Origin of the sequence: Pseudomonas sp. LG1D9 (assembly GCF_002949995.1) — a bacterium.
Classification (GTDB): domain Bacteria; phylum Pseudomonadota; class Gammaproteobacteria; order Pseudomonadales; family Pseudomonadaceae; genus Aquipseudomonas; species Aquipseudomonas proteolytica.
The window spans coordinates 5,385,303-5,399,461 of the sequence record NZ_CP026881.1 but is presented as its reverse complement, the minus strand read 5'-3'; the positions used below and the strand labels follow the sequence as shown (position 1 = coordinate 5,399,461).

General features: G+C 61.7%; 14 protein-coding genes and 1 pseudogene. 3 read left to right on the top strand and 12 right to left on the bottom strand.

Annotated features, from left to right (window positions below; genetic code table 11):
* Nucleotides 1-49 precede the first annotated feature (49 nt).
* Nucleotides 50-226: a DUF2188 domain-containing protein gene (locus tag C5F71_RS24985; protein WP_104912222.1), complete on the bottom strand. Its 177-nt coding sequence runs from the start codon at nucleotides 224-226 to the stop codon at nucleotides 50-52.
* Between the two features lie 135 nt (nucleotides 227-361).
* Entirely contained in the window at nucleotides 362-1,264 is a 903-nt protein-coding gene (locus tag C5F71_RS24980; RefSeq protein WP_070996310.1) for a LysR substrate-binding domain-containing protein, read from the bottom strand.
* Nucleotides 1,265-1,371: 107 nt separating this feature from the next.
* On the opposite strand from C5F71_RS24980, the gene C5F71_RS24975 reads away from it, so the two are divergent.
* Nucleotides 1,372-1,974 carry a glutathione S-transferase family protein gene (locus tag C5F71_RS24975; RefSeq protein ID WP_029294575.1) on the top strand — a complete coding sequence of 201 codons (603 nt, stop codon included), beginning with the start codon at nucleotides 1,372-1,374 and terminating at the stop codon, nucleotides 1,972-1,974.
* Here C5F71_RS24975 and C5F71_RS24970 read toward each other — a convergent pair.
* Together C5F71_RS24970 and C5F71_RS24965 are read right to left on the bottom strand one after the other, a co-directional pair.
* Nucleotides 1,964-2,395, bottom strand: coding sequence for an MAPEG family protein (locus C5F71_RS24970; RefSeq protein WP_029294573.1), 432 nt, complete (start codon nucleotides 2,393-2,395; stop codon nucleotides 1,964-1,966). The two genes, C5F71_RS24975 and C5F71_RS24970, sit on opposite strands and share 11 nt — an antisense overlap.
* On the bottom strand, nucleotides 2,392-2,703 hold the full coding sequence (locus C5F71_RS24965; RefSeq protein WP_104912221.1) for a DUF2834 domain-containing protein: 312 nt from the start codon (nucleotides 2,701-2,703) through the stop codon (nucleotides 2,392-2,394). Before C5F71_RS24965 ends, C5F71_RS24970 begins: the two co-directional genes overlap by 4 nt.
* Before the next feature lie 295 nt (nucleotides 2,704-2,998).
* On the opposite strand from C5F71_RS24965, the gene C5F71_RS24960 reads away from it, so the two are divergent.
* Entirely contained in the window at nucleotides 2,999-3,808 is an 810-nt protein-coding gene (locus tag C5F71_RS24960; protein WP_104912220.1) for a helix-turn-helix domain-containing protein, read from the top strand.
* Nucleotides 3,809-3,911: 103 nt separating this feature from the next.
* On the opposite strand, the gene C5F71_RS24955 is transcribed toward C5F71_RS24960, so the two are convergent.
* The 8 genes and pseudogenes from C5F71_RS24955 to eutH form a co-directional block, all read right to left on the bottom strand.
* Nucleotides 3,912-6,749 (bottom strand): TonB-dependent receptor, encoded by a 2,838-nt coding sequence (locus C5F71_RS24955; protein ID WP_104912219.1) that lies wholly within the window; start codon nucleotides 6,747-6,749, stop codon nucleotides 3,912-3,914.
* Nucleotides 6,750-6,846: 97 nt separating this feature from the next.
* A complete protein-coding gene (locus C5F71_RS24950) occupies nucleotides 6,847-7,812 on the bottom strand; it encodes a FecR domain-containing protein (protein ID WP_092236285.1) in 966 nt (321 codons plus the stop codon).
* Nucleotides 7,809-8,315: a sigma-70 family RNA polymerase sigma factor gene (locus tag C5F71_RS24945; protein WP_092236282.1), complete on the bottom strand. Its 507-nt coding sequence runs from the start codon at nucleotides 8,313-8,315 to the stop codon at nucleotides 7,809-7,811. Before C5F71_RS24945 ends, C5F71_RS24950 begins: the two co-directional genes overlap by 4 nt.
* 75 nt (nucleotides 8,316-8,390) lie before the next feature.
* A pseudogene (locus C5F71_RS24940) lies at nucleotides 8,391-9,415 on the bottom strand (LLM class oxidoreductase).
* Between the two features lie 23 nt (nucleotides 9,416-9,438).
* Nucleotides 9,439-10,074 carry a glutathione S-transferase family protein gene (locus C5F71_RS24935; protein WP_104912218.1) on the bottom strand — a complete coding sequence of 212 codons (636 nt, stop codon included), beginning with the start codon at nucleotides 10,072-10,074 and terminating at the stop codon, nucleotides 9,439-9,441.
* A 229-nt stretch (nucleotides 10,075-10,303) separates the two neighbouring features.
* Nucleotides 10,304-11,155 (bottom strand): DUF1989 domain-containing protein, encoded by an 852-nt coding sequence (locus C5F71_RS24925; RefSeq protein ID WP_070996318.1) that lies wholly within the window; start codon nucleotides 11,153-11,155, stop codon nucleotides 10,304-10,306.
* A 180-nt stretch (nucleotides 11,156-11,335) separates the two neighbouring features.
* On the bottom strand, nucleotides 11,336-11,692 hold the full coding sequence (locus tag C5F71_RS24920; RefSeq protein ID WP_104912217.1) for a DUF1937 family protein: 357 nt from the start codon (nucleotides 11,690-11,692) through the stop codon (nucleotides 11,336-11,338).
* A gap of 56 nt (nucleotides 11,693-11,748) precedes the next feature.
* Nucleotides 11,749-12,993, bottom strand: coding sequence for an ethanolamine utilization protein EutH (gene eutH / locus C5F71_RS24915; RefSeq protein WP_029294550.1), 1,245 nt, complete (start codon nucleotides 12,991-12,993; stop codon nucleotides 11,749-11,751).
* Nucleotides 12,994-13,379: 386 nt separating this feature from the next.
* Here eutH and C5F71_RS24905 point away from each other — a divergent pair, with 386 nt between their 5' ends.
* Nucleotides 13,380-14,159, top strand: coding sequence for a DeoR/GlpR family DNA-binding transcription regulator (locus C5F71_RS24905; protein ID WP_070996320.1), 780 nt, complete (start codon nucleotides 13,380-13,382; stop codon nucleotides 14,157-14,159).

The window sequence follows — 14,159 nt, the reverse complement described above, 5'->3', positions numbered from 1 at the left end:
GCGCAGCAGTGCTGCCTGAACCGACACCATCGCGGGCAAGCCGGCAGGCTCAAGGTCGTGCACGCACCTTGTAGCCCGGTAGCGTCGCGGCATAGGCCATTGCCTGCTCACGGGAGCCAAAGGAAGCCAATCGATCATCCTTGGTGCACACGCGCCACGGGCCGCTGTTGACCCGGACAATGTCATAGCCATTGAGATGCATCTTGTTCAACACGGGAACGCTCATAGTCACCTCTCCTATTCCAGAGATAATCCACGGGTTGCCCGATCCACCATACGCTCGATCCACGCACTGTCGCCTACCGAACGTCGCAGACTGCAGCGACCGCTCCTGTGACACGATATTTTGTGGTCGCTGCAATCAGGGCTCGATGCTCGCCAATTGCGCCATGTAGCACTGCACTTCCCCATGCAGCCACTCAGAAAACACCCGCTGTTTGCTTTCCGAGCTTTCCCGAGGTGGCCAGGCCAACCAATACGGGTAGGCATACGGCGCGCTGATATCGCACAGCTGCACCAGCTCCCCGCGCACGATGGCGTCATGCACCAGGCTACGCCGCTCCAGGGCGATGCCCTGGCCCAGCCGGACCGCTTCCAGTACCAGGTTGGAGTCATTACTGCACAGGCCTTTGCGTTCGGTGCTCATTTCAATGCCAGCGGCCTGGCACCACGGCTGCCAGGATTCATTGCTGTAGATAATCGGGCTGTGCACGATTTGCTCGGGGGTTCGCGGCAATTGCCCGCCGTTGAAATGGGGCGCGGCGACCACCACCACTTCGTCGTGAAACAGCAGTTTCTGCTCCACCCCTTCCCATTCGCCCTTGCCCATGCGGATCGCCATGTCTACCGACTCTTGATGCAAGTTGGTAATGGCCAGGGTGGCTTGCAAGCGAATGCTGATGTGCGGGTAAAGCCGCTGGAACGCTGGCAGTCGCGGCAGCAGCCAGGAGCGTCCAAATGAGGGCAACACCGCCACCACCAACTCGTCCCGCTTGGGCTGGGCCTGGATCAAGCGCGTCGCGTCGGCGATATCGCCCAGGGCCTGGCGGATCTGCAACGCGTACAGCCGGCCATCTTCACTGATCCGTAAGCCGCGCCCTTCACGCACGAACAGCGTGAGGCCGACGATTTGCTCCAGCACCTTGATCTGCTGACTGATGGCCGAATGGGTGACATGCAACTCCTTGGCCGCCAGGGTGACGCTACCAAGCCTGGCGGTGGCTTCGAAACTGCGCAGGGAGGTCAGGGGCGGAAAAGCACTCATGTAAGCTCGACTAACCTTTTAAGGTAAAAAATATAGATATTGAAAGGACTTTGGCCGCTATAAAGTAATCCGCAATTAACAATAACACCATCAAGAATGGAGGCTTCATGAAACTGGTTGGCATGCTCGACTCACCTTATGTGCGCCGCGTAGCGATTGCCCTGGACCTGTACGGGGTCGATTTTGAGCAGCAGTCGCTGTCGGTGTTCAGCACCTTCGCTGAATTTGCCAGGATCAACCCGGTGGTCAAGGCGCCGACACTGGTGCTCGACGACGGCACGGTGCTGATGGACTCCAGCCTGATCCTGGACTATTTCGAAAGCCTGGCGCCGGCCGATAAAAAGCTCCTGCCCCAGACTGCAGCCGCCCGTGCGCGGGACCTGCAAGTGATCGGCCTGGCCTTGGCTGCCTGTGACAAGAGCGTACAGATCTACTACGAGCACAACCTGCGACCCACAGAAAAACTACATGAACCGTGGCTCGAGCGAGTAACCGGGCAACTGCTGGCAGCCTACGGGGGCCTGGAAAAACTGCTGGCCAACGCTCCTGGCCAGCCTTTGAGCCTAGCGTCGCTGAGCGCCGCGGTGGCCTGGTCGTTTTCAAGGTACGCCGTGCCCTCGGTGGTCAAAGCCGAGGACTTTCCCAACTTGCAGCGCCACGCCCAATGGGCCGAGCAACACCCGGCGTTCGGCAAATACCCTATCGAATAGGCAGCAACGCCGCGCCAACCAACCCCGCCAGCCCCAGCAGGCACGCCAGGCCAACGCCATAGGCCAGGGTGCGCCAGGGTTGGCGGCCGCCCAGGTACATCAGGGTATGCATTACGCGCGCGACGGTGAACAGGCCAAACAGCCAGGCCGTCGCGACTGCCGGGGCGTCCAGCGCCAGGCACAGCCCGCCGAGAACGAAAAACAGCGGAATGTTTTCCAGGTCATTGGCCCAGGCTTTCGCCGCACGGCTGACCGGCAGCAGTTCCTGGGCATTGGCCGGGCGCTGGAAGAAACCGGCATCCTCAGGATTGGTGAATGCACGGTGCCTGAGGCGGAAAAAACCCTGGTAACAGGAAATCCCCAGCATCTTGATAAACAGCACCAGCACACAGAGGGCAAACAGATGCAGGGGACTACTCATTGCCGGTCCCTGGCAAAGCCGTTGACCACGATATACAGCAGCGGCCCGACCGAGACGAACACCGCCGTCAGCAGCCAGTACGGCAACACACTGGCCAGCGACCGGCCCCGGGCGCGGGTGTCACGGTACATCCACACACAGGCCAGGGCCGCCATCAGGTACAGGTCGATCACCACCTGGGCGGTGTCGGGCCTGGACAACAGCTCAAGGCCGAACGCCAGCAGCGACTGCTCGGCCCAGAGCAAGGTGCCCAGGGTGTACAAGGAAAACGCCAACAGGCTGGCAAGGGCGATGTAGGGTCTGTGCATAGGGTCCTTCCTCTAGATAGGTAATGGTGAATGAGGCAGTTGTGGCGAGGGGGCTCGTCCCCCGCTGGGCTGCGAAGCAGCCCCAAAACCAGCGACCTAGGTGTATCTGACGAATCTCGGTGAGGCTTATTGGGGCTGCTTCGCAGCCCAGCGGGGGACGAGCCCCCTCGCCACAAAAGAGCCTCTCACCGTAGCGAGGGCCCCAATAAGCCGCACATTAGTGATAACGTCGCCACCCTCTCAATGACCTGTGAGGTCATGGACGCCAACCGCCCCGCCCTGCCAGAGTCAAGCCATGAGCCGCCCACCTTTCCCCCGAGCCACGCCCGATACCAATGCCGGCACGCAACTGCGGCAGTTGCGCCGCGAGGCGAAGTTGAGTCAATTGGAGTTGGCGCTGATCAGCGGTATTTCCCAGCGCCATTTGAGCTGTATCGAAACCGGCCGGGCCAAGGCCAGCCCTGGCACCTTGCACAACCTGCTCGGGGCCCTCGACGTGCCGCTGGAACGTTGCAACAGCCTGTTCCTCGCGGCCGGCTACGCCCCACGCTATGAGGCTACGCCGCTGGCTGCGCCGGCGATGGATGCCATTCGGGAGGCCATCAACCATGTGCTGAAGGCCAATAACCCAGCACCGGCCATCGTGCTGGGCAGCCACTGGGAAGTACTCGCCGCCAACGCCAGCACCCAAGTCCTGTTTGACCTGGTGGGCCTGGCGCCCGACGCAGCACAAGGCCTGAACCTGTTGACGACCCTGTTGCAACCGGGTGGCCTGGGCGACCATTTGCTCAATGCCGACGAAATCCGCAACCTCGCCTGGCAACGGGCGGCCCGGGAAGCATTGGGCAACCCGGCCCTGGCCACGCTGCTGGAAAGCCTGCCGGTGCCAAAAGGCTCGAAAACACCGACCAATGAGCTGCCGCCACTGGTGCTGACGCGCATCAATTCGCGGCAGGGGCAGTTGGACTTCATGTCCACCTTCACCACCTTCGGCATGCCCCAGGACATCACCGTCACCTCATTGCGGATCGAGCACCTGATCCCGGCCAACCCCCACACCTGGCACGTCATGACTGCCGCCTACGAACATTCTCTAACCCTGTAGGAGCGGTGTTTCAGGACGGGCATCCGCTGCTGATACAGCGCTTTCGCGAGCAAGCCCGCTCCCACGGAGGACCTCTGCCGGGCGCAGAATTTGCGCCACGCCATCAGAACTTGGTCACCAGCCCCATACGCAACGTGCGCCCCGGCGCCGGCATGAAGCTCTGGGCCAGCGGGTCCAGGTAGTAACGATTGGTCAGGTTATCCAGCGACACATTGAGATTGGTGTGGTCCTGCCACTTGTAGTTGAGGAACAGATCCACCAGCGCCACTTCGCGGTAGACCAGTTGCGGCGTGGTGGCCCCAGTCTGCCAGGATTTGTCTGCGGTGACGGTCGGGCCCGAGGTGTAGGTCAAGCGCCCGCCAACGGTCAGGGTCTGGCCGAAGAAGCGCAGGCCCGAGGTCAGGTTGCCGGCGACCCGTGGCGGGTTCTGGGTGTTGGTGTACGAGCCCATGAAGCTGCCCGGCGTGCAGTTGGGGGTGTCGTCAAGCTTCTGCCAGCGGGTGGAACTGGCCCGCAAGCGCGCGGCGAAGGCCGAGTCGCAGGTTTCGGTCTTCAGGTAGTAGGTCGACGACAGGTCGGCAAATACCCAGCCGGCGTCGTATTTAGATTGCAACTCCAGGCCGCTGGTCTTGAAGCTGTCGGTATTGCTGAAGTTCATCAGGCCCATCAGCCCAGGGCTTGGGTCGTAGTAACGGGTCACGTAGTTCTTGATGGTGTTGTTGAAGTACGCCAGCTTGATCGCCGCCGTGTCGTTGTCCGTCAGCAGGCCTTTTTGCAGGGTGCTCGCACCGATTTCCCAGTTGCTCGAACGCTCCGGTTTCAGGCCCTTGCCAGGCATGGTCTGCAAGGTGCCCTGGCTGGTTTCGAACAGCGAGGGCATGCGCAGGCCCTGGGTGTAGGAGGCGTAGATAAAGGTGTCCGGCGCGATCTCATAGTTGATGCCGATGGCCGGTGAAAAGGCGCCCTTGCTGTCGCTCTGCTTGCCCGAATAGGTGTAGCCGGTGACCACCTCGCCCACCTGTGACGGATAGACCCGCGTGCCAATGCCCCCGTAGTCGTTGTAGCGCGGGCCGTCGAATGGATTGTTGGTGTCGCTGAAGACAATCCCGTTGTTCAGGCGCGGGTCGGTGGCGTCGGTGTATTGGCCGTTTTCGTCGGGGAACCACAGCATGTTGCCGTAGCTGCCCGGCTTGATCACATTCACGTAGCGCAACTCACGCTCCTCGCGCTGGGCGGTGGCGTGCGGCACATGGTCCTTGGTGCGGTAGTAGGTGTAGCGCCCGCCGCCCCACAACGTCAGTTCTTCAATCGGCTGGTACTCCAACTTACCGTTGAGGCTGAACTCCTTGCGCGAACCGTCACGCAGGCTGCGGTTGGCGTTGATATCGTTCTGCGTGGTGACCACACCCTTTTGCGGCTGCAGCTCCTCGAGCTGGAACGAGCCCCCCAGGTCCAACTTGAAATCGCCGTATTGCGTTTCAAAACGCGAGGTATTGGCCAGGTCCCCGCCGATGCGCCGATCGGCCTGGCGAGTCCAGTTGCGGTCCGAGCGATAGGCCTGGGATTTGGGCGCCAGCACCGAGGTCAACTGACTGGTCTGGGCGTCGGTCATCCATAGGTTGGTCGTCAGGTCCACCAGCATATTGCCCGTGGGCAGGTAGTGATAACGGGCGGTGTAGGTATCGATCTGGGTGCGGCCGCGCGGGTACTGGTAGATGCCACCGGTGCCGAAACGGAAGATGTCCGACGGCATGATCTCGCCTATGCGCCCATCGTAACGGATGTAGCCGAAGTCGAAGGTGTGGTCGTCGGCCGGGCGCAGGGTGGTCTTGAGCAGGATCGATTCGGTCTCTGCCGAGGAGTTGAGCACCTCTTCACCGGGGTTGTAGGTGGTGGCCACCGTCATGTTTTCGCGGCCATAGCGGTCATAGGTGCGGTAGCGGTCCTGGCCGTGCTTGCCGGAGAAGTAGTTGCCCTGGTTGCGATGGGCGTAGGCCGCCACCACGTCGAACAGCTCGTGGGTGTATGCAAACGCCGCACTGCCCGACTCCGAATCGGAACCGAACAGGCCGCCACGGTGCTGGTGCGGCTCGGAATACAGGCTTTCGGTGGCCGAGTGGCTGTTGCGCGAGGCAGGCTCCACGCCGTTGTTCCACACGTCGCCCTTGAGGCGCAGGCCCACGTTCTTGCCATCACGCAGGATGTCATCGACACCCAGGGTGCGGATCGCTACCGTGCCGCCGATGGCGCTGGAGGTCAGGCTGGGGCCCTTGTCGATGGCCACGTCACTGACCAGGTCGGGGTCGATGTAGCTACGTTGTTGCGTGCCTGCATAACCGCGATAGACATCCAGCGCCTGTTGCGAGCCATCGACCGTGACCGCGACCCGGCTTTGCCCCTGGATCCCGCGGATATTCACATCCAGGCCACCGCCATTGCGGCTGTCACCCACCTGCACCCCAGGCTGGCCCTTGAGCAAATCGCCGGGGGAAATCACGGCAAAGCGCTGCACTTCTTCCGGGGAGATGTAAACCGCTGAACGTGGCGCCGAGTAGACGGCTTTCTTCTGAAGGTCCTCGCCGGTGACTTTCTGCGACGGCAGCACCACCGCAGTGGTTGCCGGGTGCAATTGAACGCTGCCATCGGCCTGACGCTGAAAACTCAGGCCGGTGCCCGCCAGCAACTGCGCCAGGCCCGCTTCGGTGCTGAAATTGCCGTGCAGGCCGTTGCTGCGCTTGCCCGCCGTCAGCGTCGAACTGCCCGCCATGCTGATACCCGCCTGCACGCCAAAGCGCGAGAGCGCCTGGTCCAGGGGACCGGCGTCGATGCTATAGGGCTGACGCTCGGCCTGGGCGAAAACCGCGGTGCTGTACAGCGGTTGCAGGCTGAGTAACAACAGACCCAATGTGCGGGTGCGCAAGACACTTGCGGGAGAAATCATGCAGGGCTCCTAGAGGTGAAGGCCCACCTGTCTCGGTGGGTTATTCCTATAGGCCAAGCGAGTTTTGAAAAACTGCGGGGGGAACGTAAAAAAATTTTCAGACCGGCACCACAGTCACCCAATAGCGGGTACGACGCTCGATGCGCACCGGCAACGCATGGGCCACCAACGCCAGCGCAGCATCGGTGTCATCCAGCTGGAAGCTCCCGGTCACGCGCAACCCCGCCACCTGCTCGCTGCAGCGCAAGACGCCCGGCCGGTAACGGGAAAGTTCGGCGAGCAGCACATCCAGGCGCATGCGCTCGGCAGGCAGAATCCCGCGCAACCAGGCCTGGGCCAGAAACCCGTCGCTCTGGCGTGGCGCGCCCACACCCTGGCGATCCACCCGGGTCTGCCACCCCGCCGCCACCGCGACCGGTGACGGGTTGCGCGGCGAACTCACGTCGACCCAGCCGCGCAATACGGTAATCCACGTGCCCTGCTGATCGTGGCGCACCAGCAGATTGGCCTCCCGGCTGCTCAGTAGCGCATCCGGCGTGACCAGTTGCAGCGGGCGTGACTCGACCTGTGCATCCAGCGCCACCTCGCCCTCGATCAACTGCACACTGCGCAGGTAGGCGCTGAAGTCCAGGCTGACGGCACTGGCGGTGTTCAGCCACAGTGAACTGCCATCGGCCAGGGTCCAGCGATGGCGCTCACCGGTCGCCGTGCGGTACGTGGCAAAGGCTGCGCGCACCAGCGTCGAATCGGCGCCCTGCCACGACAGGCCACCCAGCAGCCCCAGCCCCAGCAAGCACTTGAGCACCTGCCGGCGCCGCAGCGGATCAGCCCCGGCAGATTCCAATGCCCGCCGCGCGGTGGCATCCGCCAACAGGTGGGCACCGGGCTGCAGCGTCAGGGGCAAACTGGTGACGCGTTGCCAGGCGTATTCGTGCTCGGCGCTCGCCAGCCGCCATTGCTGCAACGCCTGGTGATCGGCCGGGCTCATCATTCCGGACTCAAACCTGACGATCCAATCGATGGCCGTTTCGCGGATTTTCGGTGCAACCGCAGTGCCCGTCATTCAAAACGACTCGCGTAGCACACGCTGAAAGCCTTGCCCATCGCCCGCTGTACCTGGGCCACGCTCAAGCTCAATTGCGTCGCGATCTGCGGGTACGTCAGGCCATCGAGCTGGGACAAAAAGAAGATCTTGCGCACCTGCATCGACAAGCCCACCAGCAGCGAGTCGAGTTGCAGCAGGGTTTCGATCATCAGGTAACGCGTTTCGGGCGACGGTTCCTCAGCTTCGGGGCGCGCGGCGAGTGCCTCGAGGTAGGCCCGTTCAATGGCCTGGCGGCGCCAGCGGTTGATCAGCAAGCCATTGGCGATCGCGGCAAGAAATGCCATGGGCTGGCGCAACTCACGCACATCCTGCTGCGTGCGCAACACGCGGATGAAGGTGTCGTGCGCCAGATCTTCGGCATCGGCGCTATGCCCCAGGCGACGCTGCAACCAGCCGCGCAGCCAGGGGTGATGACGGGTATAGAGTTGTTCGACGGGCGAGACGAGACTGTCGTCGTACATGTCAGGTCCAATGAGCGGTAATGATAATACTTCTCATTTTAGTGTCTGGACCTGACGCTTGTACAGCGCCCGCTGCTACCACTGTTGCAGATGGGGTTCGGGGCCAGCCAGTGCCGGAAACAGCGGCAACACCTCTTGCGCCAGCTCCTCAATGATCTCGGCCACCGGGCGCTGGGCCATCTGGATCCCGAGGGCGGCATGATTGACGCCCGCTTCACGCCACTCGCCAAGCAGGTCGATCAGGCCCTTGCGCCCGGTCTTGAGCACATAGCCACCTTGCATGGGCGTCCGCGGGAAGTCCGGGTCATCGGCCAGGTCGATCCATTCATTGGTCATATGCGGGCGGAAACCACCGCCTGGAATCCATCGCGCCAGGCGCGGATTTTTTCCGCCAGGCGCCTTGGCCCCATCACGTTATGGGTGCTGTCCGGGTAGGTCAGCCAGCCATCGGCCTGTTCTCCCAGCCACTGCATCGACTGGCGCGACGACCCGGTGACAACCAGGGGAATGCGCCCCGTTACCGGCTTGGGCAACAAGTACGCATCGCTCAGTTGCCCAAGGGGTGACTCAATAGTGGGCGCCGTGGCCGCCAGTAATTGCCGGAAGTAGTCCACCGACTGCGCAAAACGCTCGGCGCGCGCACCATGCTCCAGGCCATAGGCCGGAAACTCCACGGCACGGTCGCCCGAGGCGATGCCCATCACCAGCCTGCCACCGGACAATCGATCAATCGTCGCGGCGGCCTTGGCCAAGTCAATCGGATGACGCAACGAGAACACTGCACTGCCGGTCACCAGGGCAATCTGCCGGCTATGGGCGGCCAGGTAGCCCAGATAGGTAAACGGATCGAACACTTGGCCCGCATCGCCAAACGAAGGGTCGAACAAGGGCACGTCGCGCACCCAGACTGCGGCAAAGCCCAGGCGATCGATCTCGCTGACCCATTGCGCCTGGCCGGCGAGGACTGCCATGTCGCCCTCATAGAAACGCAGCGGCAGGAAGATCCCCAGGGTCAGTTGATCCGGCGCGAACATGCGCCGGTAGCCGGGGTGGTTGGCAAAGGCCGACGCGTTGGCGCCACAGGTGGCGGTGGAGTTCATACAGGGTCCTCGGAATGGGCCACTCAGGGGCCGGTGGCAGGGGCAGGCAGGCGGATACCGCGTTGCACGGCCGGGCGCAGGTTGACCCGCTCATACCACGCGCTCAGGTGCCGGTATTGACTGAAATCGAAGGCAATCACCCGGGCAATGTGCATCCAGCCAAAGGTCGCGATATCTGCGATGGAATAGGCCTGCCCTGCCAACCAGGGGTTGGCGGCCAATTGTTGGTCAAGGGTGGCAAAGGCCGCTTCGGTCAGTTGCCGATAACGCTGGATTGCCGTGGCGTTGGCGCTCTCATCGAACAATTCGAAATGCACGCGCTGGCCCAACAACGGCCCCACGCTTGAACTGTGGAACATCAACCAGGTAATCGCCGCCCAATGCGCCGGGCCGGCCGGGGGCAACAGTTGCCCGCTCTTTTGCGCCAGGTACAGCAGGATCGCGGCGGACTCAAACAGGGTGATGCCCGCGCCGCGGTCAACCAGTACCGGAATACGCCCATGGGGATTGAGCGCCAGAAAATCCGGATGACGATGCTCGTCGTGATCGATCTGGACATGACGCAGGGTGTAGGCCAGGCCCATTTCTTCGAGGGCGATGGTGATCTTGAAACCATTGGGCGAGCTGTCGGTGTAGAGCACCAGATCAGGGCTGTGCATGGCCGGTTTACCTCAGGCGAAATTGCTTGAGCGCCATACTAAGGAGGTAAAAACGGGCGTGGAAACGATACGTTCTTAACCACTGCTTTAGATTTTCTAAACCCACCCTGTGGGAGCGGGCTTGCCCGCGAAAGCGGTGAATCAGTCGCTGGATGTGTTGAATGACACACCGCATTCGCGAGCAAGCCCGCTCCCACCTGAAGCAATATCGCGCTCCTTCCCCACTCGATTATTTTTCCCACGCGGCCTTGGGAATCAACAAGCCGTGATTGCCGTTGTACGCGGCGCGCTCAGGCGACTTCCAACCCTCCAGCAACCCGTCGTCGAGCCGGTAGACTTCCACCCCCAGCGGCCGGCACACCGTCAGCGGGTCCTGGGCATCCGGGCCCCACATCGGCAGCGACAGGTCACCGCCCGGGCAGGTGGACAGCGCACACAACAAGTCAATCTCGGCAAAGAACTCCAGGTAATCGCCTTGTTTGGCCGGGCATGCCTTCATGAAGTACATGTCGTCGTGATTCAGGCCGGTGCACTGGAAGATATTCAACACGTCGTGCACATCAAACTCGGTCAGGCCATGGGGCAACACGGCGCGGGTCAGGTTGGAATGGCAATGATGGTGGAAGTCTTCGCCGGTGAGCATCTTGTTCACGTAGGGATCGCAACGCGTGCCCAGCAGATCGTGCAGGCGCCCGCCGTGCTCGTCGATGCCGTAGCCGGCCAGGCTGTCATCGGTGATGGTGACCATCGGCCGCAGGAACGGCAGGTTCGACCACAGGCGGTCGTAGGTGCTGACATGGGCGCCTTGCAGCTGGCGGGTGCGCGCAGCCCACATGCGCTCGCGCGGGTCATTGGCATTCCACACATTGAAATCGCCGACCTGCGGCCCGACCGGGGTGGTCACGCGGAACACATGGCCGGCCGGTACCTTCCACGCGCGACCGGTGCGGATCGGCACGTCGAACTGCTCGACCAGGGTGCGCCCTGCCCCGCACTCGCGCACACGGTCGTAAAACGCCTTGTCGACCTGCAAGGCTGCACCCTTGCTGACTTGGTAGGCGGCGGGATAGTCCTTGTACATGGTGGGATCCTCGTTGGCAGGGTTTGGCAAAACCATACAACGGGGCGGGCGTGACTTGAAGAGCACACACAAACCAATGTGGGAGCGGGCTTGCCCGCGATAGCGGTGGGTCAGGTTAGAAATACTTGACTGACACACTGCTATCGCGGGCAAGCCCGCTCCCACAAGGGCGGCGCGTTGTCAGATGAACTCGTTAGAAACGTCCGACCACAGGCTGACCTTCTGCCCACGATTCTTGAAGAACTCGATTTCGCGCTTGATCCCCGAGCTCAGGTCCCAGCCCGGCAGGTCGAGGATGATCAGCTCTTGCATCATGTCCATGAACAGCGCATCCACCGGTGCCCACAGCTTGCCGATGGTGGCGCTGTCCTTGCCTTCAAACGCCAGGTTGATCGGGTGTGACATCGACACCTGGCTAAACACCCCGTGGCCCGACTCGATGATCGAAGCCGCCACCTTGTTGCACTGGATAAAGCGCTCATGGGTGACCGACGCATCGGCATGGCTGTAGGGGCAGGCCAGAAAAATCTTTCTCATTGTTACCTCAGGGCAAGGCAAGGGCTCGCACCCTTGCGGTGATTAAACGGTTGGCGTCATACCGGCTGGGCGACTGGCACACCCGCTGCGTCGGCCTCTTCGCGCTCGCGTTCCTGGGCTTCGTAGCGCTGGGCGGCGGGCACAGAGATCTTGATCGCGATTGCCACGGCGAGCAGGCCACCAAACAGCTTGGCCAGCAGGATCGGCATGATCAGCGTCGGCTGGAAGTTGGCGGTAAAGGCCAGGTGATCACCAATGGTCGCTTGCGCGCAGACACCCAGGGCCACGCACAGGACCTTGTCCCGGGCATTCATCTTTTTGAACAGGTGATACACCGCGATGATATTGGCAAACACCATGACAAACGCCGCCGCGCCATCGGCCGACAGCCCGATGTGCTTGCCCAGCACTTGCATGGGTTTCTTGCAGTAGCGATTGAACAGGTAGCAGATGGGGAAAGTACCGGCGAGCATGATGCCGATATAGCCGGCAATCTCGATGGCGCGGAACAATTCCTTCTCGTCGGCGAACATCGGGTCGAAACCCCATACGCCGAAGTTTTTCATGAAGAAGCCAGTGAAGTGCTCGACGATGGCCAGCGCCAGGACGATCTTGATAAACGCGTCCATCAACTTACCGAACACCAAAAACCCGGCCACCATCCACGACGCCCGATACCGCAGGCCGGCAGCCAGCAGGAAACAGAACACAAACAAGGGCGCGAGCAAGCGCACGCAGTCGACAAAACCCAGGCTCAGGTAATGCAGGGCCGGCGAGGTGGTGGAGACGATGTCACGCACCGGCAGGTTGAAGGCCGTGATCATCATCAGCGACGCAAGCACCGCAAACGGGATGCTGATCAGCCCGGCCATGGCCCCCAGCGCCAGGTACTTGTGGTCCTTGCGCTCGAGCATCATCAGGCCGACCGGGATCAGGTAGACGATGGTCGCACCGGAGGTGTAGCCGACGATCATGGCGGTGATCCACATGTCGCGGTTCGCCGCCAGGGCATCGGCAAGCTGGTAGCCACCCATGTCCACGGCGATGATCGACAGTGCCGCAATGGACACGTCGGAACCCATCGCACCAAAGTACGGCCCCAGGGCCACCTCGATGAACTTGGACAGGTACGGGATCGCCACCATGATGCCCGCCTGCGCCAGGAACACCGGGCCGATGGAGTGGATGCCGTTGACAAACTCCTTGCCCAGGCCACTGTCGGGCTTGATCACGGACGCAAACGCGCCCACCACCGCGCCGATCATGATCAGGTAAATAACGTAGTTGCCGAATTCCGCCATTGTTTTCGCTCCATCTGTACTGAATCAATTGTTTTTGTAGGAGTACGCCCCAGTTCGGTCGCTCCATTGGCCAAACGCGTTTTACAGCCCCATTTGTGGCGCTTTCACACCCTATAACTAACCACTTCCCATGCCAATCGTGTGTTTCTTGTGGTTTTGCGGGTTAAACACACTGGAATCGGTCAATTCTATTGCGTAATCTCTGGTCATACCTTTCAAGGCAGCGGACTCTAAGCCCGTGAACGGCAAACGCCAATACCAAGTTCACGCAATCCGCGCTGGCGCTCAAGCGCCCCAACACAGGCTGCTGCGGCATCATTTGAGTGCCTCGGTAACAGCGCTGCGCACCGCTGGCGCACTCATGTAGCATCAAGAGGATCATCCCCATGCGCCCCAATGAAAGACGCCAACATATCCTTGAGCTGCTACGCCAGCGTGAACGCATTTCAGTCGATGAGTTGGCGCGCACGCTCAGCACTTCGCAAGAGACCATTCGCCGCGACCTCACGGCCCTGGCCGACGATGGCCAGGTCACCAAGTTCCATGGTGGTGCCTCGCTGCCACCCAGCGGCGAACATGAGAACGCCTTCCAGACCCGGATGAATGAATTTTCCCAGGAGAAACGTGCGGTGGCGCGGTTTGCCGCCGGGCTCTATGCGCCGGGCGACAGCCTGCTGATCGATACCGGTACCACCACCCTGTTCTTTGCCCGTGAACTGGCAAAGCTCAACCGCATCACGGTCATTACCAACTCCTTGTTGATCGCCTCCGCCATTGGCGCCAGTGGTAATCGCGTATTCATGATCGGTGGCGAATACCGCCCCGAATCGGAACAGAATATCGGCGCCCTGGCCATGGAGCAGATCGCGCGCTTCAACGCAGAGCATGCGGTGGTCACCATTGGCGCCTTGAACACCGACGGGGCCTTTGACTTCTCCATCGAAGAAGCGGAAATCACCCGCGCCATGATCGCCCGCACGCGCTACCTCACGGTGATTGCCGATTCCTCGAAGATGGGCAAGCGCGCGTTGTTCCAGGTATTCCCCCTGGAACGGATCGACCGCCTGATCATCGACCGCAAACCCTTGGGTGAACTGGCCAAGGCCCTGGCCGAGGCCCAGGTGGAAGTCCTGGAGGCCCCTGCCCTGAGCCGGCCGGAGTGGTAA